This window comes from Cerasibacillus sp. JNUCC 74 (genome assembly GCF_053667775.1).
In genome coordinates, this window is the sequence record NZ_CM132207.1 from 1,877,294 (window position 1) to 1,899,450 (window position 22,157).

General features: G+C 37.5%; 19 protein-coding genes. 16 read left to right on the forward strand and 3 right to left on the reverse strand.

What is annotated here, in order from left to right:
* Position 1 precedes the first annotated feature (1 nt).
* From rpe to spoVM, 3 genes are read left to right on the forward strand one after another with little or no spacing between them, the layout of a single operon-like run.
* The gene (gene rpe / locus JNUCC74_RS08205; RefSeq protein ID WP_454067628.1) at positions 2–664 is read left to right on the forward strand and encodes a ribulose-phosphate 3-epimerase; all 663 of its coding nucleotides are present in this window, start codon (positions 2–4) and stop codon (positions 662–664) included.
* A gap of 1 nt (position 665) precedes the next feature.
* Positions 666–1,319, forward strand: a complete 654-nt coding sequence (locus JNUCC74_RS08210; protein ID WP_454067629.1) for a thiamine diphosphokinase — start codon at positions 666–668, stop codon at positions 1,317–1,319.
* Between the two features lie 28 nt (positions 1,320–1,347).
* Positions 1,348–1,431, forward strand: a complete 84-nt coding sequence (gene spoVM / locus JNUCC74_RS08215; RefSeq protein WP_077320374.1) for a stage V sporulation protein SpoVM — start codon at positions 1,348–1,350, stop codon at positions 1,429–1,431.
* A 570-nt stretch (positions 1,432–2,001) separates the two neighbouring features.
* On the opposite strand, the gene rpmB is transcribed toward spoVM, so the two are convergent.
* On the reverse strand, positions 2,002–2,190 hold the full coding sequence (gene rpmB, locus JNUCC74_RS08220) for a 50S ribosomal protein L28 (RefSeq protein ID WP_454067630.1): 189 nt from the start codon (positions 2,188–2,190) through the stop codon (positions 2,002–2,004).
* 864 nt (positions 2,191–3,054) lie between these two features.
* Here rpmB and JNUCC74_RS08225 point away from each other — a divergent pair.
* Together JNUCC74_RS08225 and JNUCC74_RS08230 are read left to right on the forward strand one after the other, a co-directional pair.
* Complete coding sequence (locus JNUCC74_RS08225) at positions 3,055–3,417, forward strand: Asp23/Gls24 family envelope stress response protein (protein ID WP_216482779.1); 363 nt, start codon at positions 3,055–3,057, stop codon at positions 3,415–3,417.
* Between the two features lie 85 nt (positions 3,418–3,502).
* The gene (locus JNUCC74_RS08230; RefSeq protein ID WP_454067631.1) at positions 3,503–5,164 is read left to right on the forward strand and encodes a DAK2 domain-containing protein; all 1,662 of its coding nucleotides are present in this window, start codon (positions 3,503–3,505) and stop codon (positions 5,162–5,164) included.
* A 240-nt stretch (positions 5,165–5,404) separates the two neighbouring features.
* On the opposite strand, the gene JNUCC74_RS08235 is transcribed toward JNUCC74_RS08230, so the two are convergent.
* On the reverse strand, positions 5,405–6,679 hold the full coding sequence (locus JNUCC74_RS08235; RefSeq protein WP_077320378.1) for an NCS2 family permease: 1,275 nt from the start codon (positions 6,677–6,679) through the stop codon (positions 5,405–5,407).
* Between the two features lie 934 nt (positions 6,680–7,613).
* Between JNUCC74_RS08235 and recG the strand changes: the two genes are divergently transcribed.
* From recG to rnc, 7 genes are all read left to right on the forward strand, one after another.
* On the forward strand, positions 7,614–9,644 hold the full coding sequence (gene recG, locus JNUCC74_RS08240; protein WP_454067632.1) for an ATP-dependent DNA helicase RecG: 2,031 nt from the start codon (positions 7,614–7,616) through the stop codon (positions 9,642–9,644).
* 245 nt (positions 9,645–9,889) lie between these two features.
* The gene (gene fapR, locus JNUCC74_RS08245) at positions 9,890–10,462 is read left to right on the forward strand and encodes a transcription factor FapR (protein ID WP_454067865.1); all 573 of its coding nucleotides are present in this window, start codon (positions 9,890–9,892) and stop codon (positions 10,460–10,462) included.
* Positions 10,463–11,470, forward strand: coding sequence for a phosphate acyltransferase PlsX (gene plsX / locus JNUCC74_RS08250; protein ID WP_454067633.1), 1,008 nt, complete (start codon positions 10,463–10,465; stop codon positions 11,468–11,470).
* Positions 11,467–12,405 (forward strand): ACP S-malonyltransferase, encoded by a 939-nt coding sequence (fabD, locus tag JNUCC74_RS08255; protein ID WP_077320381.1) that lies wholly within the window; start codon positions 11,467–11,469, stop codon positions 12,403–12,405. Before plsX ends, fabD begins: the two co-directional genes overlap by 4 nt.
* Positions 12,405–13,145, forward strand: a complete 741-nt coding sequence (gene fabG, locus JNUCC74_RS08260; protein WP_077320382.1) for a 3-oxoacyl-[acyl-carrier-protein] reductase — start codon at positions 12,405–12,407, stop codon at positions 13,143–13,145. The genes fabD and fabG overlap by 1 nt, the downstream gene beginning before the upstream one ends.
* Before the next feature lie 42 nt (positions 13,146–13,187).
* Positions 13,188–13,424, forward strand: coding sequence for an acyl carrier protein (gene acpP, locus JNUCC74_RS08265; RefSeq protein ID WP_454067634.1), 237 nt, complete (start codon positions 13,188–13,190; stop codon positions 13,422–13,424).
* 68 nt (positions 13,425–13,492) lie between these two features.
* The gene (gene rnc / locus JNUCC74_RS08270; RefSeq protein ID WP_454067635.1) at positions 13,493–14,188 is read left to right on the forward strand and encodes a ribonuclease III; all 696 of its coding nucleotides are present in this window, start codon (positions 13,493–13,495) and stop codon (positions 14,186–14,188) included.
* Positions 14,189–14,610: 422 nt separating this feature from the next.
* Here rnc and JNUCC74_RS08275 read toward each other — a convergent pair whose 3' ends face one another.
* Positions 14,611–14,832: a DUF1128 domain-containing protein gene (locus JNUCC74_RS08275; protein WP_077320385.1), complete on the reverse strand. Its 222-nt coding sequence runs from the start codon at positions 14,830–14,832 to the stop codon at positions 14,611–14,613.
* Positions 14,833–15,488: 656 nt separating this feature from the next.
* Here JNUCC74_RS08275 and smc point away from each other — a divergent pair.
* The 4 genes from smc to ffh all read left to right on the forward strand — a co-directional run bounded on the left by smc (position 15,489) and on the right by ffh (position 22,081).
* Positions 15,489–19,055, forward strand: a complete 3,567-nt coding sequence (gene smc / locus JNUCC74_RS08280) for a chromosome segregation protein SMC (protein WP_454067636.1) — start codon at positions 15,489–15,491, stop codon at positions 19,053–19,055.
* Positions 19,056–19,067: 12 nt separating this feature from the next.
* Positions 19,068–20,063 (forward strand): signal recognition particle-docking protein FtsY, encoded by a 996-nt coding sequence (gene ftsY, locus JNUCC74_RS08285; RefSeq protein WP_454067637.1) that lies wholly within the window; start codon positions 19,068–19,070, stop codon positions 20,061–20,063.
* A 328-nt stretch (positions 20,064–20,391) separates the two neighbouring features.
* Entirely contained in the window at positions 20,392–20,715 is a 324-nt protein-coding gene (locus JNUCC74_RS08290) for a putative DNA-binding protein (RefSeq protein ID WP_077320388.1), read from the forward strand.
* A 13-nt stretch (positions 20,716–20,728) separates the two neighbouring features.
* On the forward strand, positions 20,729–22,081 hold the full coding sequence (gene ffh, locus JNUCC74_RS08295; RefSeq protein ID WP_077320389.1) for a signal recognition particle protein: 1,353 nt from the start codon (positions 20,729–20,731) through the stop codon (positions 22,079–22,081).
* Positions 22,082–22,157 lie beyond the last annotated feature (76 nt).

Consider the following 22,157-nt stretch of genomic DNA (forward strand, 5'->3'; position numbering starts at 1 on the left):
TATGACAAAATTAGCTCCTTCTATATTATCAGCAGACTTTGCCCGTTTAGGTGAAGAAATTCAGGAGGTGGACCGTTTAGGTGTCGATTATATTCATGTAGATGTCATGGATGGACATTTTGTACCAAATATTACGCTAGGTCCGCAAATTGTTCAGGCAATTCGTCCAATAACGGAGCTTCCTCTAGATGTACATCTGATGATCAGTAATCCAGATCAATTTATTCCAGCATTTGCAGATGCAGGAGCTGATATTATCACGGTACATCAAGAAGTGTGCCCTCATTTACATCGTACCATTCATTTAATTAAAGATCAGGGTATAAAAGCCGGTGTAGTCATTAATCCAGCCACTCCAGCAGAAATGTTACTTCCTATCTTACCTGATGTGGATATGGTGTTAATCATGACAGTTAATCCAGGTTTTGGCGGTCAATCTTTTATTGAAAGCACCATCGGAAAAATAAAACTCGTTAATAAATGGCGGCATGATTTTGGTTTTAACTTCGAAATTGAGGTTGATGGAGGGATTAAGCCAAAAACAGCAAAAATATGTACGGATGCCGGTGCGGATGTACTTGTTGCTGGAAGTGCTATTTTTGCTGAAGAAGACAGAAAACAAGCGATACAAGAGATTTTAAATGCTGTAAAGGGAACGGTTTAACGTGTCTATAGTAGCTATTGTCGCTAATGGGCCAAAATGGTATCCGGATTTTTATCATTATCAACCAATCGTTGATTACTGGATCGGAGCAGACCGAGGTGCTTTAACATTAGTTGAACATGATCTCACGATGGAATATGCAGTAGGAGATTTTGATTCTACTACGGATGAGGAAAAAAACGTTATTTTGAACAAAGCCAAACATTATCAAGCATACCCTGCTGAAAAGAATGAAACAGATCTGGAAATCGCATTAATGAAGGCGTATGAGCTAAATCCAAAAATCATTTATTTATTTGGTGTCACTGGCGGGAGAATGGACCATGCATTAATTAATGTACAGCTGCTTTATAGGATTGTAAGTAAAGGGATTCGGGGAATTATTGTTGACAAAACGAATTATATAGAATTAACGCTTCCAGGGAAGTATACGGTGAAGAATGATGCCAATTATCCAACCGTTTCATTTATTCCTTTTTCGTCTAGAGTTGTTGGTATTACATTAGAAAACTTTTACTATCCATTAATAAATGCGACCATTTCATGGGGCTCGACACTTTGCATTTCAAACAAGCTGATTAAAAATAGTGGTACTTTTTCTTATAAAGAAGGCATACTATTATTAGTAAAGAGTCGTGATGCGATTTCTGGATAGCTTTGTTTGTAAAGAGGAGGGCGAACTCATGAAATTTTATACGATCAAGCTCCCGAGATTTATTGGCGGATTTGTAAAAGTTATTATCGGAACATTTAAGAAAGAAAAGTAAACAGCTAATAAGGAGCTGGTAATAACTGGCTATAATTAGTAAACTATTATGTTTTTATCCGTATGTATATAAGACTGCTTTGGAAGTTATGCTAAAATATTGCCATGAGTACAATCCATGGCATGTTTTTTTATACTATAGGAAAGTATAAAACTTTAGGCTTTATCCCGCATGTAAGGTGCCATAAGTTTCCCACTTCAAGACCTGAGTTCGTGCAAGGGGTCAAAGTGGAAAAAAACGGCCCCTAAATGCCCGATTGGTTCAAGGGCCTTTAGGTCATACCCTTGTGGTACTAACATTCCGTGTAAAAAGCATTCCACGGAATGAAGTTTCACTTTATCGTATAAGAAAAACGATAGCTTTCGCCATAAAGACTTGGCGACTAGCCAAGTTTTTCTAATGGGATCTGACACTGATTGTAAGTTACAAATGCTTTTCAAATGCATGTTGCAATTATCTAAGTTCCATCGTCATTGGAATAGACGGATTTTAATAAAATAATTTCTATAATAGAAACAAGCACCTTTATTAAAAGGTGCTTGTTTCATAAACGAATGCGTTAGCTTTATATTATATGCGTTGTACTTTCCCTGATTTTAGGGCGCGTGCAGAAACATAAACTCTTTTCGGTTTACCATCTACCATAATACGTACTCGTTGGACATTGGCTTTCCATTTACGCTTATTAGCATTCATAGCGTGCGAACGATAATTTCCAGTGCGAGTTTGGCGTCCAGTTACAACACATTTTCTGGCCATGCTATCCCTCCTACTTCTTTTCCTATGACAAACATATTTCATTTCATACCTATACAATTTACCATAACTTTTTACACTTGGCAATTATTCTTTTCCAAAAAATGCAATAGATAAAGAAAAAATATAACGATGTAAATAAAGTGAAACTTGATTCAGTCGGGATTTTCCTTCATTTCTTACTAGATAAAAGTAAACCAAAGATTAACATCATCTAGGTAACACTTTTCTTCGTGCTGCATTACTATCAAAGCTACTGTACTAGAAAGAGAACAGCAATGTTTCTGCTTCCGATGTATTGCTCTGCCGCTTTCCCTGTCCATCATCCGTGAATCGAGCATGTAGGTGAGTTCGTATTCTCTATAACTCTTGAAGGGGTAGTTTTACGGAACTTGACATGCGGGATAAAGTTATCCCACCTAATAAACGTTTTTTTCTCAAATAACTTTTGATATACTTACTCAGAGTCTTCGTGTGACATGGGATTCCTATGCTTTCGAAAAACAACCAAAGCAATAAGTATATCCTTTACATATCTGATTAAATAAAACGAACATCCGATGGGGAAAACTCCCATGGATAGATGTTTCATTTTATACATAAAGAAAAAATACTTGACAGATGCTTGTAAATCGTACATTGTTAGAAGGGGTAATTTTTATACGTTTAAGAAATGAGTTTTTAGCGCGGAGCTTGGCTTGGCGCAGTGAAATGTTCAAAGTCAGCGTGTAACTTAGCCGTTGCTTGTGCGAAAGGCATGTCGTCCGCTAAGTTTTCGTAAAATAGAATTCATCTTTACTTTTAAAATGGTCCTGCATGTAGTAGAATATTTTTAGAATGTGAGCAGGTATTATAAGGAGGATTCAAATGTCCATTGAACTTCATACAAATGATGGTCAAGTAACGATAACAAACGAAGTAATTGCAACTATTGCCGGAGGAGCAGCTGTTGAATGCTACGGCATCGTTGGAATGGCTTCAAAAAGTCAAATTAGAGATGGCATTGCGGAAATACTACGAAAAGAAAATTATTCAAAAGGGGTTATCGTTCGACAGGAACAGCATCGCTTGCATATCGATATGTATATTATTGTAAGCTACGGTACTAAAATATCGGAAGTTGCTCATAATGTTCAATCTAAAGTAAAATATACATTAAGCCAGTCCCTTGGTTTGGATATTGATTCAGTTAACATTTATATACAAGGGGTCCGGGTAACCCAAGAATAATGGACATGAATTTATTGTTTGCTCTAGCGTCTGTTGATGAACAGGCGCTTATGAGTTCTTGTTTATTAGAGGAGGAAATGAAAAAGTGAGTTTACAACAAGTAGATGGCAAGATGCTGGCACAGATGATTTTATCTGGTGCCCATCATTTAGCAAATAACGCCAAGAAAATCGATGCTTTAAATGTATTCCCTGTGCCTGACGGCGATACAGGAACAAATATGAATTTAACAATCACTTCAGGAGCAAATGAAGTAAAAAAGATATCGAGTAACCGAGTATCTGATGTTGCTGAGGCATTCGCCAAGGGACTCCTAATGGGGGCAAGAGGGAACTCAGGTGTCATTTTATCGCAAATTTTTCGAGGTTTTTCCAAAGGGTTGGATAAAAAAGAAGCGGTTACATCGGAAGAACTGGCCAAAGCATTTGAAAGTGCTGTTACATCAGCTTATAATGCGGTAATGAAGCCTGTCGAAGGTACTATCTTAACAGTCGCCAAAGATTCAGGACATAAAGCGGTAGCCATAGCTAAAAAGGAAAAAGATATTATAATGCTCATGGAAAAAATTGTAGCAGAAGCAAAAGCATCTTTAAAACGCACGCCAGAGCTGCTGCCAGTACTGAAAGAAGTAGGAGTAGTTGATTCGGGCGGACAGGGCTTAGTAACCATTTATGAGGGCTTTTTGGCTGCGCTAAAAGGTGAGGAGCTCCCTGAAGATACATCGGATTTTAATATGGATGAAATGGTCAATGCAGAACATCATAAAACAGCTCAAGACTTTATGAATACAGAAGATATTAAATTCGGATACTGTACGGAGTTTATGGTTAAATTCAAAGAAGATAAAATAAAAGCACATCCGTTTGAGGAAGAAGCATTTCGTAATGAGTTAAGCAATCATGGAGATTCATTATTGGTCGTATCGGATGATGAACTAGTAAAAGTTCATATCCATTCTGAACACCCTGGTGAATGTCTCAATTTAGGGCAACGTTATGGCGATCTGATTAATATGAAAATTGAAAATATGCGAGAACAGCATACTGCAATTGTCAGCAGTAAACCTAAGCAAGACAAGCCTAAAACAAAAACTGAATATGGGATTGTAACGGTAGCAATGGGGAAGGGGCTTAAAGAATTATTGGAAAGCCTTGGTGCAACAGTAGTAATACAGGGTGGACAAACAATGAATCCAAGTACGCAAGATATTGCGGATGCTATCAAAGCAACGAATGCGAAAAAAGTGCTAGTACTGCCAAATAATAAAAATATTTTTATGGCTGCCGATCAAGCGGCAGAATTAGCTGATCAAGATGTAAGAGTTATACCAACAAAGACAATCCCTCAAGGAATTAGTGCAATGTTGGCCTTCCATCCGGATAGAGATCTTGAAACGAATGAAAAGGCAATGAATGAGGCTAGAAAACAAGTGAAAACTGGTCAAGTTACATATGCCGTCCGCGATACACAAATTGATGGGATTTCGATTGAAAATGGTCATTTTATGGGGATTGAAGATGGAAAAATTGTTGCCACAAATCCAGATAAAACGGAAACTGTTAAATTACTTTTAGAGAAGATGATTACGGAAGATGACGAGATCCTCACGATTTTACAGGGTGAAGATGTATCGGAAGAGGAGATTGCTGAGCTTGTGAGGTATATTGAGGATACGTATGAAGACATAGAAGTAGAAGTACACAATGGGAATCAGCCGATTTATTCGTATATTTTCTCTGTAGAGTAATTTTTCTTAACCATTCTTTTGGCAGAACTAAAGCGCTAAATGCCCTTATTCAGTCCCGACAAGCGCTGGAACTCCGAAGAGGAGGCAACCTGTGCCGCAGGGGGAGTGAAGCGCGACTCCGAGGGGCTGGTGGATCGAGAGCATCAGTTAGACGAAGCTACCTTCAAAAAGATATTCATCATGTAAAAAAGGATATCATTTGCTAAAAGTGAAAAAATCGCCCCCCGAGAGGGCGATTTTTTATATGCCGATCATCTTTATCATAAAATCGAGTAAAAATAGGCTAGAAATAATCAAGAGCGTCGGCGACAGTTCATTCCGATCACCAATTGCCATTTTTACAAGCGGATAAGCAATAAAACCAAAAGCCATTCCGTCAGCAATACTGTACGTAAATGGGATCATAACAACAATTAGAAAAGCTGGCAATGCTTCAGATAAATTGTCTAATGGTAACTGTTTTATATTTTGTACCATGAGAAAGCCGACGATGATCAAAATCGGACTAATTGCTGTGTTTGGAATCATCGTTATCCACGGAATCAGAAAGATCGTTGCTAAAAATAAGCATCCAGCAACGAGAGCAGTCTTACCTGTTCTTCCTTTCGATGCAATAACTGCAGCATTTTCCGCAGCGGATACGGTTGGAGAAGTTCCAAGAAATGCACAGGCAATGGTTGAAAATGCAGTAACCTGATACGCTTTTTGATAACTTTCTTCACGTTTTAACATAGCTAGCTGTCCATGTAATAAACCCATATTTTCAAAGATTAAAATCATAGCTAATGGGAAAACAGCCAACCAAAATGACAACTCATTTACAGCATGAAACGAAGGAAGAAACAACAATTCACCCCATGCTAAGTTAATTGCTTTGTTACTAGGCTCTATTATGCCGGCAATTGCGGCAATTCCTGTACCTACTACCATCGTTATTAAAAAGTTAGCTGGAATATTTTTTACAAATAGAAAAATCGCTAAGAAAAGCGTTATTAAACTAACAATAACAGTCGGAGATGTAAAATCCCCAATTGCAATAATTGTATTTTCTCCATTGCTAACAAGCCCGCTTTTTTCCAAGCCTATTAAAATTAGAAAAAAACCTAAGCCAACGGTAATGGCATGCTTTAAAGAACTAGGAATAGCTTCTTTTAATAGGATGCCTAGCTTACTGAATGCAGTAAGTAGAAAAATGATGGCAGCTAGTAATACGACTGCCAGACCCTCTTGAAACGTAAGATCTGTACCTTCCACAATGGAGTATGCAAATAACGCATTAATTCCCATACCCGGTATAATAATTAAAGGGAGTTTACCGAATATTCCCATCAGTAAAGTACCAACAAAACTAGCTAGGATGGTTGCGATCATTCCACTTTCCATTGATATTCCAGCTTCACTAAGGATCGAGCCATTTACTACAACAATGTACATCGTTGTAAGATAACCAATGATACCCGCAATTAACTCATACTTCCAACTGGTATGATTGGTGCTTTTTCTTTTCTCAGGCATACAAATTCCTCAATGTATTTCCGTTCCCTCTCCCACCCGATTATATTTTCATATAATCCACAAATTTTAATTATACTGTTAATATATAATCTAGTCAATTTTATTCCTCTAAATCTAGTGATGTTCACTTTAACAAATTTTGTTATTCATTTTAGGAGCATCGTGCTTGCTAATGCTTCCGTATGTATTTTTTGTTATAATTTAGAGAGAAACAAGGAATTTAAATCTTAAAAAGGCGGTGTTCTTTTTTGTACTGCTATAGGAAAGTATAAAATTTTTAGGATTTATAGTAAATGAAAAACTACAGCTTTCGCTAAAGACATGGCGATAAGCTAAGTTTTTCTAAAAATATAATTCTGTCTTTGACATTATAGGACCGGTTATGATTGAACCATCCAGTTCTCGCAAGGATATAGGAAAAGAAGCGTTGATGGTTATCGAATAAAACGTAGATGATAACATCATGCATGAATTAAAAAAGGCAGAACATATTATTCGAATTGCAAAGATAGATAGCTAATGGTTTTTGGCGTCTTGATCAAATTGTGCAACAGCTGAATAAAGGTTGAAACAATAATGTATTGAATAAATGATGTAAAGAAAAGATGAACTGAAATTCTATCAAAACAAGAAGTAAGCATATTATGGAATCTTCTTTTAAATGAAAGCAGTTGTTATAAGAGATTGGTTAATAAGTTCACTAAAAATGCCAGATTTTCGTTGTATGTTAAATAAAAGATATTTTCGGTGCGAGTGGAATTTTAAAACATTTAGGAAATTATATTCATTTCTACTTGGTGGATAAATTTTTTGTAAAAAGGCTTCGTCTAGCTTGAAGCAGAACAAACTACAAATACTGCCTCCCAACAGGGTATAGCTCGATGGGGAGAGGATAAATTATTTGGAACTATAAGTTAGGAAAGAGTGATTTTACATGCTAAGTGATTCTGTAACTCATGTGAAAGGTGTCGGCGAAAAGATGGCAGAGGATCTCGCTCGCATGGGAATTCATTCGGTAGAAGATTTAATCAATCATTTTCCCTATCGATATGATGTTTTTGAAATTAGACCTCTTCGTGAGTTAGTTCATGATGATAAGGTAACCATTGAGGGAAGGGTAATTTACGATCCTTCTCTTACTTTTTATGGAAAAAGTAAATCAAGACTAACGTTTATGCTGGAAGTCGAGCAAGTCGCTGTTAAAGCTGTTATGTTTAATCGGGCCTTTGCTAAAAAGCATATTCAAAAAAGCGACATCGTCACTTTAACAGGAAAATGGGATGCTCATCGGCTGCAAATTACAGTTATTACCTACAAAAAAGGAAAAGCGAAACAACAAGATCAAATGCAAGCAGTCTACCCGGTAAAGGGTGAGCTGACGACAAAAAAACTAAAAAAAGTGATTCAACAAGCATTAGCGAGCTATGCTTCATCGATTGACGAAATTTTACCTCCATTTTATTTAACAGCTTATAAACTGCCTGATAGAAAAGCGGCCTATCAAATGATTCATATGCCAAAGAATCGTATAGCTTTAAAGCATGCGCGCAGGCGGTTTATTTATGAGGAGTTTTTAATTTTTCAATTGAAGATGCAATTATTACGAAAATGGAAGCGCGAAGCAATAGAAGGTAATGCTCAACATTTTGATAAAAAAAAGGTAAAGGAATTTATAGCGTCTTTTCCCTTTACATTAACGAATGCTCAGAATAAAGTATTAAAGCAAATCATGGATGACCTAAAATCTCCTTATCGTATGAACCGACTATTACAAGGCGATGTAGGTTCAGGAAAAACGGCAGTCGCAGCGATATGTTTGTATGCTTCGGTTACAGCTGGTAAGCAAGGCGCTTTAATGGTTCCTACCGAAATATTAGCTGAACAACATTATCATTCTTTAAAAGAATTATTGGGGGATCGGGCAAGGGTTACTCTACTTACCGGTTCGATAAAAGGAAAAAAACGCAAAGAGCGAACAACGCAAATCCGCAACCACGAAATAGATATTGTTGTCGGCACACATGCTTTAATTCAAGAGGATGTTACCTTTAATGACCTTGGTTTTGTTATTGTAGATGAACAGCATCGCTTTGGAGTCGAACAACGGCGTGTATTACGAGAAAAAGGCTTGCATCCAGATGTTCTCTTTATGACGGCAACACCGATTCCGCGTACGCTTGCGATTACAGCATTTGGCGATATGGATGTATCTATCATTGATGAGCTGCCTTCTGGACGAAAAGAAGTTGAAACATATTGGGTGAAGGAGACACTTCTTGATCGGGTGTTACAATTTATCGAAAAACATATTAGGCAAGGAGAACAGGCTTATGTTATTTGTCCACTTATTGAGGAATCTGATAAGTTAGATATTCAAAATGCGGTCGATGTGTATCATCAGTTAGAAGCTTATTTTCCGGAATCGATTCATATTGGCCTCATGCATGGACGGTTACATGCGGAAGAAAAGGATATGGTTATGAAGAAATTTGCCAACAATGAGCTTCAGTTGCTTGTTTCTACTACCGTAATAGAAGTGGGAGTGAATGTGCCAAATGCAACGATTATGGTTATTTATGATGCAGAGCGCTTTGGTTTATCTCAACTGCATCAATTACGGGGAAGAGTTGGTAGAGGCGACAAGCAAAGCTATTGTATTTTAATAGCCGATCCAAAAGGAGAAGTAGGAAAAGAGAGGATGCGAATTATGTCGGAAACAACGGATGGCTTTGTATTATCCGAGCAAGATCTTCAGTTACGTGGTCCAGGCGATTTCTTTGGAAAAAAGCAAAGTGGTTTACCCGAGTTTAAAGTAGCGGACATGGTGCATGATTATCGTGCACTGGAAACAGCGCGTAAAGATGCACAAGAAATAATCGATAATCAATTATTAAAAACCCCTGAATTTCAGCCGCTTTTAAAGCATGTGGAAAATAGTATTCAAGCAAATGAAAAATTAGATTAATAAATGTTTGCATAATTGATTCAGGTATTATATATTACTATTAGGATCAAGTCATAAAAACGGAAGCTCTTGTAGTGAAACATCATTTTGTGAAGGGAGCATCAACCCCCACGAAATGTTTGTTAAACACTCGTGCATTTAGGGCCATTATTTACCCCATACTCCAATATGAAATTTTTTGATTGGGGGTGGCATGTTAAATGTACGCAGATAAAAGGGATAAATATATGTTGGATGGTGCAAGCATGAAACGACCAAAAGCTGAACGTCAGCGCTTATTAAAAGAAACAATTGAAAAAACACCATTTATTACGGATGAAGAGTTAGCAAAGCAATTTGATGTAAGCATTCAAACGATTCGATTAGATCGGATGGAGCTGTCTATTCCAGAATTACGCCAGCGGATTAAATCGGTTGCAACAGACCAATGGAATGAAATGGTTAAAGCATTGCCGCTTGAAGAAGTAATTGGTGAAGTAATTGATCTGGAATTAGACAAGCGAGCTATTTCCATTTTGGATATTCGTCATGAGCATGTGTTTTCTCGTAATAAGATTGCTCGAGGTCATCATTTGTTTGCTCAGGCTAATTCATTAGCAGTGGCAGTGTTAAATGATGAGTTAGCACTCACTGCAAAATCGGAATTGAAATTTACAAGACAAGTAAAAGAAGGCGAGCGAGTAATAGCTAAAGCAATGGTTAAAGGAAAAGAAAAAGGATTAACAATGGTCCATGTTAACAGCTATGTCGAAAATGAATTGGTATTTACTGGAGTCTTTCATATGTATCAATCGAATCAGCATAAAGGAGTAAATTAAATGAGAATAGCGATAGATGCGATGGGAGGAGATCATGCGCCAAAAGCAACTGTCCTTGGCGCGATGAAGGCTGTCTCGGAAATAAAAGATTTACATATTACATTGGTTGGACGGGAACAAGAAATAAAAAAATATTTGACAGAGAATAAGCGAATCGATATTTTACATGCTAATGAAATTATTACAAGTGATGATGAGCCAGTACGTGCAGTACGACGAAAAAAAGACTCCTCTATGGTTTTAATGGCTAAGGAGGTTAAAGAAGGCAAGGCTGATGCTTGTATATCAGCTGGAAACACAGGGGCATTAATGAGTGCTGGATTATTTATCGTTGGACGGATTACCGGAATTGACCGTCCCGCATTAAGTCCGACGTTACCGACACTAGACGGCCAAGGATTTTTGTTTTTAGATGTAGGAGCAAATGTCGATGCACGACCTCAACATTTACTACAATATGCACTAATGGGCTCTATCTATATGGAAAAGGTTCGTTCGATTACACGTCCAAGGGTCGGTCTTTTAAATGTTGGAACAGAAGATGGAAAAGGAAATGACCTTACTAAAAAAACATTTAAACTATTGCAAGAAGCACCGATTCATTTTGTCGGTAATGTTGAAGCGCGAGACATGTTAAAACGACAAGCAGATGTTGTTGTAACAGACGGTTTTACTGGAAATGTTGCTCTAAAGACGATTGAGGGATCAGCAGGTGCGATATTTTCGATGCTAAAGGAAACATTTATGGTGTCTGTAAAAAGTAAACTCGCAGCTGGTTTATTAAAGAAAGATTTAGTAGCACTAAAAACCAAGCTCGACTACTCTGAATACGGTGGAGCAGGTTTATTTGGTTTACGAGCACCGGTGATTAAAGCTCATGGTTCGTCGGATGAACGAGCAATATACAATGCAGTAAAGCAAGCTCGGCACATGGTTGAATATCAAATTACAGAAACAATACAATCAACCATAGCGTCACTAGATATAAAGAAAGGGGAAACTACATGAAAAGAGTAGCCTTTATGTTTCCTGGGCAAGGATCACAGTCTGTTGGGATGGGAAAAGAAATATACGATGCCTATCCAGTTGTAAAAGAGTTATTTCAAGAGGCTGATTCATTGTTAAAAACAGACTTAACTTCGATTATGTTTGCAGGACCGAAAGAGCGTTTAACGCAAACAGAGCATGCTCAACCTGCTCTACTATTAATGAGCACGGCTTTACATACATTGCTGATAAAAGCAAATGTACAGCCAATCATGGCGGTTGGTCATAGTTTAGGAGAATATAGTGCTCTTGTTGCCTCGGGCGTTCTTTCTTTTGATGAAGCTCTTCCATTAGTAGCTGCACGAGGCAGATTAATGGAGAAGGCTTTTCCCAAAGGTCAAGGAACGATGGCGGCTGTCCTCGGATTAGACGAAGAGACCATTCAATTAGCATTGGAGCAAGTAACAGACGAAATTGTCGACATTGCGAATCTTAACTGTCCAGGGCAAATTGTGATTTCCGGTTCTGTAAAAGGAATTGAACAAGCAACAGAGATGTTAAAAGCTAAAGGCGCTAAACGAGTTTTACCTTTAAATGTAAGTGGTCCATTTCATTCACGCTTAATGAAAACGGCAAATGAAGCTTTTGCTGAGTATTTAAATCAAGTGACACTTCATGATGCTTCCATACCAGTTTATGCGAATGTTTCTGCTGAGCCAGTGAGAGAGCATCATCAGATTAAGGATTTATTAATTAAACAATTATATTCGCCTGTTCGTTTTGAACAGGCGGTTCGAAATATGATAGGGCAAAATGTGGATGCATTTGTCGAAGTAGGAAATGGCAAGGTATTATGCGGACTTGTTAAAAAGATCGATCGCAAAATAAAAACATTTTCCGTTCAGAATGTTGAGTCATTAAATGAATTTATTTCATGGTACAGGGAGGAAGCATGATGCTAGAAGGAAAAAATGCATTAGTTACTGGAGCATCTCGTGGTATCGGTCGTGCTATTGCACTGGAGCTTGCCAAACAAGGTTCGAATGTAGCGGTAAATTATGCTGGAAATGAAAAAAAAGCAGAGGCTGTTGTCCAGGAGGTTGAAAAACTAGGATGTAAAGCCATAAAAATAAAAACCGATGTAGCTGATGAAGCAGCAGTAAAGATGATGGTGAAGGAAGTTATATCAGAATTTGGATCATTAGATATTCTCGTAAACAATGCAGGTATTACTAGAGATAATTTATTAATGCGTATGAAGGAAACAGAGTTTGATGAAGTAATAAATACAAATTTAAAGGGCGTTTTCCTTTGCACAAAGGCCGTGACAAGACAGATGATGAAGCAGCGAGCAGGGAAAATTATTAATGTTGCTTCGATCGTTGGGATAAGCGGAAATCCCGGTCAAGCAAATTATGTGGCTGCAAAAGCGGGAGTAATTGGTTTAACAAAAACAACTGCAAAGGAACTGGCATCAAGAAACATTCTTGTTAATGCTGTTGCACCAGGGTTTATTTCAACAGATATGACAGAAGCATTATCACAAGAACAGCAGGAAGAAATGTTAGCAATGATTCCGCTACAAAAATTAGGAGAGCCAGAAGATGTAGCAAAGGTCGTTCGTTTTCTAGCAAGTGATGATGCAAGTTATATTACTGGTCAAACGATCCATATTGATGGTGGTATGGTTATGTAAGCGAAAAATTGGATAATACTACTTGAAAGGAGGTGACGAGTCGTGGCAGATGTATTTGAGCGTGTGAAATCAATTATTGTAGATCGTCTGGATGTGGATGAATCTAAGGTAACGATGGAAGCTTCTTTTAAAGAGGATCTAGAAGCGGATTCATTAGATGTAGTAGAGCTTGTGATGGAGCTTGAAGATGCATTTGATATGGAAATTGCTGATGAAGAAGCAGAAAAAATAAATACAGTGGGTGATGCTGTTAACTACATAGAAAAATTACAGGGTTAACAGTAAGCAAAAGGAAAGTCTCGTGTCAGCGAGGCTTTCTGTATATTTTGAAAATAGAGGTGCCATTGATGAATGTTGAACAATTAGAAAAACAGTTAAATCTTCGCTTTCACAACCACTCGTTAATTATACAAGCATTCACCCATTCATCTTATGTGAATGAGCATCGTGAAAAAGTAATTTCGGATAATGAGAGATTGGAATTTTTAGGGGATGCTGTACTAGAATTAGGAGTTTCCCAATATTTATTTCGAACAAATGCACAAATGCCAGAAGGAGAAATGACCAAATTACGTGCAGCAATCGTATGTGAACCATCGTTAGCGGGTTTTGCACGGAGTTTAAAATTTGGCAATTATCTTTTACTAGGAAAAGGCGAAGAGCAGACAGGCGGTCGTGATCGAGATACATTGTTAGCCGATGTTTTTGAAGCTTTTTTAGGAGCCTTATATTTAGACCATGGTTTTGAGAGAACGATTCAATTTCTGGAACGTCATGTATTTCCGAAAATTACAAATGGTGCTTTTTCGCATGCGATGGATTATAAAAGTCAATTACAGGAGTTAATTCAACAAGTAAAACACCAGTCGGTTGAGTATAAAATTGTAGAAGAGCGTGGTCCTTCTCATGATAAGGAATTTATGGCTAATGCATTAATTGAAGGAACAGTCTATGGTTCAGGGGCTGGGAGAACAAAGAAAGAAGCAGAGCAACGCGCTGCCAAAGCCGCCATCGATAAATATAAACTAACGCATAATAAGTGAACAGGCTGTATAAAAAGTACAGCCTTTTGTATTACAGTGCAGCTACGCCTAAGCTTTTGTACCTATCTAGGAAATTATTTCCGTTTCTCTTTTGTAGATAACTTCTTTGAAGAGCGGCACGTTGTCTAGCTTAAGCGCCCAAATCGAGCAAATATATGTGTAAAAGCTATCTACCATAAAATAAATAGACCATAAACTCGTTCCTCCGTTAGCTGAAGGGAAACTTCCAAGAAGGAACCGTTCTCTTTATCCCGCATGTAAGGTGCCGTAAGACTCTCACTTCAAGAGCCTGAGTTGGTACAAAGGGCTCTAAGTGGTAGAAAACGGCACCTAAATATCCGATTGGTTCAAGGGCCTTTAGGTCATACCATTAAGGTACTAACATTCCGTGTAAAAAGCATTCCACGGAATGAAGTTTCACTTTATTTGCGAATCGTACGAAGTTCCTCTAGAAAAGCTTGTGTTTCTTGTACACTTAAATTCCCTTGTCGCTTGATCATATCATACATGGCTTTTAACTTATCATATTGTTTAAGATCATAATCATCTGGATCCATAATTGTTCGATTGACAATGGATAGATGTTCAGCAATTTCATCTAATAGTATTTTAAAATTTTCCTCCGAAGACTGTTCTAAATTCATTGTTAACCACTCCTTTAGCTATATATCACGTCTAACCTTCTTTTGTGAAAGCATTTATGATAAAATAAATGCGGTAAAAAACCAGTTTTTCAGTTGGAATGATTATAACAATGGAGGATTGTAACTGCAACCCCTTATTATGTTCCTTACATACAGCTAATCGTTGATAACTAATACTCGAATGTTAAAACATAAAATTTTGATGTACAAGTTGATTTTGCTTGTGCCAAAAGCTTAACGCTAGCTACATTACCTTTAGAGGCTGTTCAAAAAAATGACACACCAAAACTTTTTGTCTGTTCAAATATAAATGTTAGTGTGGAAGTTTAGATGACATGAGTGGAATTTTTATTGACTGAAGAATAAGTTCAACGGGGCAGTAGCCTATTACCGCTATGGCTAAGCTGTTTTTTAAGTTGGTTTTTAGTGAACCTAATTTAAATGCTTACCTTCTACTGTGCAACATTGCTTCGAACATCCCAGTCTTTGAACACTAACTTGAAGATGGTTTGTAGCTAGTAGTAAAAGTTTTTAATGTATTAGTACAAGAATGGAATAGATTTTCGTTTTAAATTAGGATGGTTAAAGTAGAAATATAGATGGAGACACCTCTACACTACCTTTTTTAATACGATGATAAATAGGAGAAATGTAGGATGTATTTAAAAAGGCTAGAAAGTGTTGGCTTTAAATCTTTTGCCAAGCGAATAAATGTTGATTTTGTTCCAGGAGTTACCGCAGTGGTTGGACCAAACGGGAGCGGGAAAAGTAATATTACTGACGCCATCCGTTGGGTTCTCGGCGAACAATCTGCCAAGTCGCTTCGCGGTTCGAAAATGGAAGATATTATATTTCAAGGAAGTGATACACGCAAGCCATTAAATATGGCAGAAGTAACCCTAGTACTTGATAATCATGATCAGCTTCTTCCGTTAGACTATGAAGAGGTTAGTGTGACAAGACGTGTGTACCGGTCAGGAGCTAGTGAATATTATATTAATAATCAATCCTGTCGTCTTAAAGATATTATTAACTTATTTATGGACTCTGGACTTGGTCGTGAAGCATTTTCGATTATCAGTCAAGGAAAAGTAGAAGAAATACTCAGCTCAAAAGCTGAAGAAAGAAGAACGATCTTTGAGGAAGCTGCCGGCGTTTTAAAATATAAACAGCGAAAGAAAAAGGCAGAATATAAATTAGCTGAAACACAGGAAAATTTATACCGAGTTGAAGATATTATTCATGAGATTGAAAGCCAGCTGCAACCTTTAAAAGAACAAGCAGAAACAGCTAGAAATTACCGCTTATTAAAAGATCAATTAAGAGAAACAGAGATTGCTTATTTGCTTGCTGAAATCGAACAACTTCATGACAAATGGAAAGGCTTGTTACAAGAGTTAAACCAGTTAAAACAAAAGGAACTGGAAATAAAGACGTCGATGGAGAAAAAGGAAAGAGACCAAATTTCTGAACGCGATTTAATCGAACAGATGGACAAAGATTTAGAACAACTGCAAACAGAATTACTGGAAGTAACAAAAAACCTGGAAAAATATGAAGGTAAAAAACAACTGTTTCTGGAAAGGTCTAAGCATTTTGCAGAGAATAAGGCAAAATTAGAAATACAAAAAAACAATACGTCTGTTCGTATTGGCAATTTGCATGAAGTATTCATTCAAGAAAAAAAACAATTAACTGAATTGCAATCTATCAAAAAAGCAACGGCTGAAACAGTAAAGCAATTAGAAACGAAATTAAGCGTGGGTGAAGAAAACCTTGAGGAAACGATTGAAGATCGAAAATCAGATTATATTGAGTATTTGAATCAGCAGGCAGCCAAGCGTAACGAGAAACAAACAATCGAAGAACGCTTGCAGCAATTAGATACAAAATCAGAAGTTCAATCAGAAAAATTTGCTGGTCTAATAACTGAAAGAAAAGCTTTACAAGAACAGGTAAATGAATTAGTACCACGCTTACAAGAGAAAAAGTCGTTGTGTAAAACGAAAGAGCAAACGATAAAATCGATCAAACAAGCATTAGAGCGTCATCGTTTGGAATTTCAACGTGCACAAAAGAAATTGTATCAAGGCTATCAATACATTGAAAAAATTAAGTCAAAAAAAGAAATGCTAGAAGAAATGAAAGAGGATTTCCAAGGCTTTTTTCAAGGAGTTAAGGCGGTTTTAAAGGCTAAAAAAGAGCAGAAGATCACTAATATTTATGGTGCAGTTATTGAACTGATGGATGTGCCAAATCCTTATATTACAGCGATGGAAACAGTACTTGGCGGACAAGCGCAATATATTGTTGTAAAAGATGACCAATCAGCTAGAGAATCTATTGCTTGGCTGAAAGAAACCAACAGCGGTCGCGCTACGTTTTTACCACTTGCTTCCATTCAGGAACGTTTTGTTCCTGAGAATGTGAAAGAAAAGCTAAAGGATCATGCTGGATTTGTTGGGATCGCTGCGGAATTAATTCATACAGATCCCCATTATCGTAGAGCTATCAACCATTTAATGGGGCACGTTGTGATCGCTAAAACGTTAAAAGATGCAAATGAGTTGGCAAGGCTATCAGCAAGGCGTTATCGAATTGTCACATTGGATGGTGACGTTGTAAATCCAGGCGGCTCTATGTCTGGTGGAGCTAAAAAGAAAGTGAATCAGTCGTTGTTTACACGGGAGAAAGAGCTAGAAGAAATGACAGCAAAGCTTCAGACGTTCGAAACCCAAATATTGGACTTTGAGCATAATGTTCGAAAACAAAAAGATAAGATTGAGGAATTGGAAAACCAATTAGCAGTAGAGGAACAGGCTTTAGAAGTTGAACAACGAAACATGCAAAGCATAGAAACGAATCATCGTGAGCTGGAAATGAAACTGCGAGCATTAAATGATCAATTAAAAATATATGATCAAGATAAGCAACAATTTAAAGAAGACAAACAGCAACTAATAAACCGACAAGCTCAACTTACTGACGAATTAGACCTGCTAGCTAAACAGGCGAAGCAGATTGAACAGGAGATCACCCGTTTAACAGAACAACAGACTGAACTAAAAGAGAACAAACAAAAACTGCAAGAAGAGTTGCATCGACACCAGGTTCTTCTAGCAGAACAAGATGAGCGTGTTAAGTATCAGCGAGAAAGAACAAAGCAGGTCCAAGAACAATTATCCGAGTTACAACATGAATATGATGCATATGCAAAAGAATGGAAAAACCTTGTTGAATTTCAAGATTCCAATGAAACGGAGGATGACATTGATCGTTCCATTCAAGAACAGACGGAAGCAAAACAACAAATTATTGCCAAACTAGAGCAACTTCGTACGAAACGTACGGTTCGCACGAAGCAGTTACAGGAAAAAGAACAGGAAATGAAACAAGTTAGCCAAGAGCACGAAACGCTTAAACGAGCGATTCAACAAAAAGAGGTGCAAGCAAATCGGATTGATGTCGAGCTAGAAAATTTATTAAATCACTTACAAGAAGAATATACGATTACATTTGAAAAAGCACAAAACACGTTTGAGAAAGCACAGGATAAACAGAAAGCACAAGCAACCGTTAAACAGTTGAAGCGACAAATCGAGCAACTAGGTACGGTTAACCTTGGTGCCATTGATGAATATGAGCGCGTTAATGAGCGCTATTCTTTTCTAAAAGAACAGCAAGCAGATTTAGTCGAAGCAAAACAGACTCTCTATACAGTCATTGGTGAAATGGATGAGGAAATGAAGCGCCAATTTAGCGACACCTTTTCACAAATAAAGGTTGCATTTACTGATGTGTTTCAGCAGTTGTTTGGTGGAGGACATGCAGAATTGAAATTAACGGATCCGAAAAACCTATTGAATACAGGAGTCGATATTATTGCTCAACCTCCTGGAAAAAAGTTACAGCATTTAGGGCTTCTTTCAGGTGGAGAACGAGCATTAACTGCTATAGCTTTGTTATTTGCTATTCTGCGAGTTCGTCCTGTTCCGTTTTGTGTGCTAGACGAAGTGGAAGCCGCACTAGACGAAGCGAATGTATCCCGTTTTGCAAAATATATAAAGCTTTTTAGTAAAAACACACAGTTTATTGTAATTACCCACCGAAAAGGTACAATGGAAGAAGCAGATGTATTGTATGGAGTTACCATGCAGGAATCAGGTGTTTCACGACTTGTTTCTGTACGCTTGGAAGATACGAAAGATTTAGTTCAGCAATAGGAGGCGATGATAATGGGATTTATGGATAAATTAAAGGCAAAATTTCAAAGAAATCAAGAAAACGCAGAAGAGGTTTCGGAAAAATATAAAGATGGGATGAAAAAAACACGGCAAACCTTCTCAGGAAAAATCAATGATTTGCTTGCAAGATATCGCAGGGTGGATGAGGATTTTTTCGAAGATCTCGAAGAAATATTAATTTCAGCTGATACAGGCGTAACTACAGTGATGGATTTAATTGATGAATTAAAAATGGAGGTGAAACGACAAAACATTAAACAACCGTCCGAGATGAAAAATATTATTTCGGAAAAGCTGGTAGAAATTTATTATGGTGATGACGATCAGGAAATGGAAAAATTACACCTTGAAAAGGACCAGCTCTCCGTTATCTTAGTAGTAGGCGTAAACGGTGTTGGTAAAACAACTTCCATTGGTAAACTTGCTCATAATTTAAAGCAAGAAGGAAAAAAAGTAATGCTCGCTGCAGGAGACACATTTCGCGCTGGTGCTATTGAACAATTAGAAGTCTGGGGAGAACGTACCGGGGTAGATGTTGTAAAACAGACCTCAGGGAGCGATCCAGCTGCTGTTATTTTCGATGGAATTAAATCGGCCAAATCCAAGAATGTAGATGTATTAATTTGTGACACTGCGGGAAGATTGCAAAATAAAGTTAATTTAATGAATGAACTAAAAAAGGTAAAGCATGTCATTGAACGGGAAATTCCTAATGCTCCGCATGAAGTATTGCTTGTTTTAGATGCAACAACTGGTCAGAATGCGCTGAATCAAGCAAAAGTCTTTTCCGAGGCGACCAATGTCACAGGTATTATTTTAACTAAATTAGATGGAACAGCTAAAGGAGGAATTGTTCTAGCTATCCGAAACGAGTTGAACATTCCGGTTAAATTTGTTGGTTTAGGGGAAAAAGTGGAGGACTTACAAGCATTTGACGCTCATGCATTTGTGTACGGATTGTTTGCTGATTTATTAGAAAAGGAATAAAGGAATTTTGCTTGACACATAAATAAAATATTCGTTATTCTTACATTACACATTAAAAAGTTTAAAATTAAGTGTAAACGCTGATCAACGTGTTTCGTGTTAGATAAATATAGCTAGCTAGCGCCAGAGTTTGACGCTAGCCATTAAAGTGAAACTTCATTTAAGGAGCGCTTTTTTCCTTGAATGTTAGCTAAACGAATCGGGCATTTAGGTGCCGTTTTCTATCACTTAGACCCTTTTGTAGCAACTCTTGTCTTGAAGTGAGAGTCTTACGGTACCTTACATGCGGGATAAATAGCAAATTATTCAGATAAGAGGTTGTAGCCTGATGCTGGAAAAAACGACGAGAATGAACTATTTATTTGATTTCTATCAAGCATTACTTACACCAAAACAGCGAAGTTATATGGAGATGTATTATTTAGAGGACTATTCTCTTGGTGAGATCTCCGAAATATTTGATGTATCGAGACAGGCTGTTTATGATAATATAAAGCGAACAGAACAAATGCTGGAAACCTATGAACAAAAGCTAGGCTTATATAGTAAATTCCAGCAACGCTTTGAGCTGTTGATGCAATTGGAAGAAAAGCTTGCAGATGCACAGGAAGATGTGCAGCAGCTTGTAAAAAAAATAAAAGACTTGGATTAGGGGGACACCTTCTATGGCATTTGAAGGATTAGCCGACCGCCTGCAAAGTACACTTAAAAAAATTACAGGTAAAGGTAAGGTCTCAGAACAAGATGTAAAAGAGATGACAAGAGAAGTTCGTCTTGCCTTATTGGAAGCTGATGTTAACTATAAAGTTGTAAAAGATCTTATTCAAAGAATCAAGGAACGTGCTGTTGGTCAGGAAGTTATGGAAAGTCTAACTCCAGGACAACAGGTTATTAAAGTCGTCAAAGATGAGCTAACTTCTTTAATGGGTGGGGAACAAAGCAAAATTGCAGTAGCTGATAAAAGCCCTACTATCATTATGATGGTAGGTTTACAAGGTGCAGGAAAGACAACTACCTCAGGAAAGTTAGCTAACTTATTGCGAAAAAAGTATAACCGTAAACCACTACTTGTAGCTTGTGATGTGTATCGTCCAGCAGCGATCCAGCAGCTGGAAACTTTAGGAAAGCAGCTTGATATGCCTGTATTTTCCATGGGAACAGAAGCAAATCCGGTGGAGATTGCAAAACGAGCAATTGATAAGGCGAAAGAAGAACATCTCGACTATGTAATCATTGATACAGCAGGACGGTTACACGTAGATAATGAATTAATGCAAGAATTGCAACAAATCAAAACGGAAGCTCAACCGCATGAAATATTCTTAGTAGTTGATTCTATGACAGGTCAAGATGCGGTGAATGTAGCAGAGAGCTTTAATGAACAACTGGATATTACCGGGGTTGTTTTAACAAAGCTGGACGGGGATACACGTGGTGGAGCGGCTCTTTCCATCAAAGCTGTTACCGATAAGCCAATAAAGTTCGCTGGAATGGGAGAAAAGCTAGATGAATTAGAGCCGTTCCATCCGGATCGTATGGCATCGAGAATTCTCGGAATGGGTGATGTGCTATCTTTAATTGAAAAAGCACAAACAACTGTAGATGAAAAACAAGCAAAGGCATTAGAAGAAAAAATGCGTACCATGACGTTTACTCTGGATGATTTTCTTGAGCAAATGGGGCAAGTTAAAAAAATGGGGCCGTTGGATGATTTACTGACAATGATACCTGGTGCGAATAAAATGAAAGGATTAAAAAATGCCCAATTTGATGAGAAAAAGCTTTTACATGTAGAAGCAATCATTAAGTCGATGACCAAAAAAGAACGTCAAGACCCAAGTATTATGAATGCAAGCAGAAAAAAACGGATCGCTTTAGGATCAGGAACATCCGTATCCGAAGTAAATCGACTACTTAAACAGTTTGATGAAATGAAGAAAATGATGAAGCAAATGACCAATATACAAAAAGGAAAAAAAGGCAAAAAGGGAAAGGGAATGAGACTGCCATTTATGTAAATGACAAATATTCTTTTCGTCTGTAATGGAAAAACACTTTACAGACTTTCTGTTTTCTGCTACAATCTAAAAATGT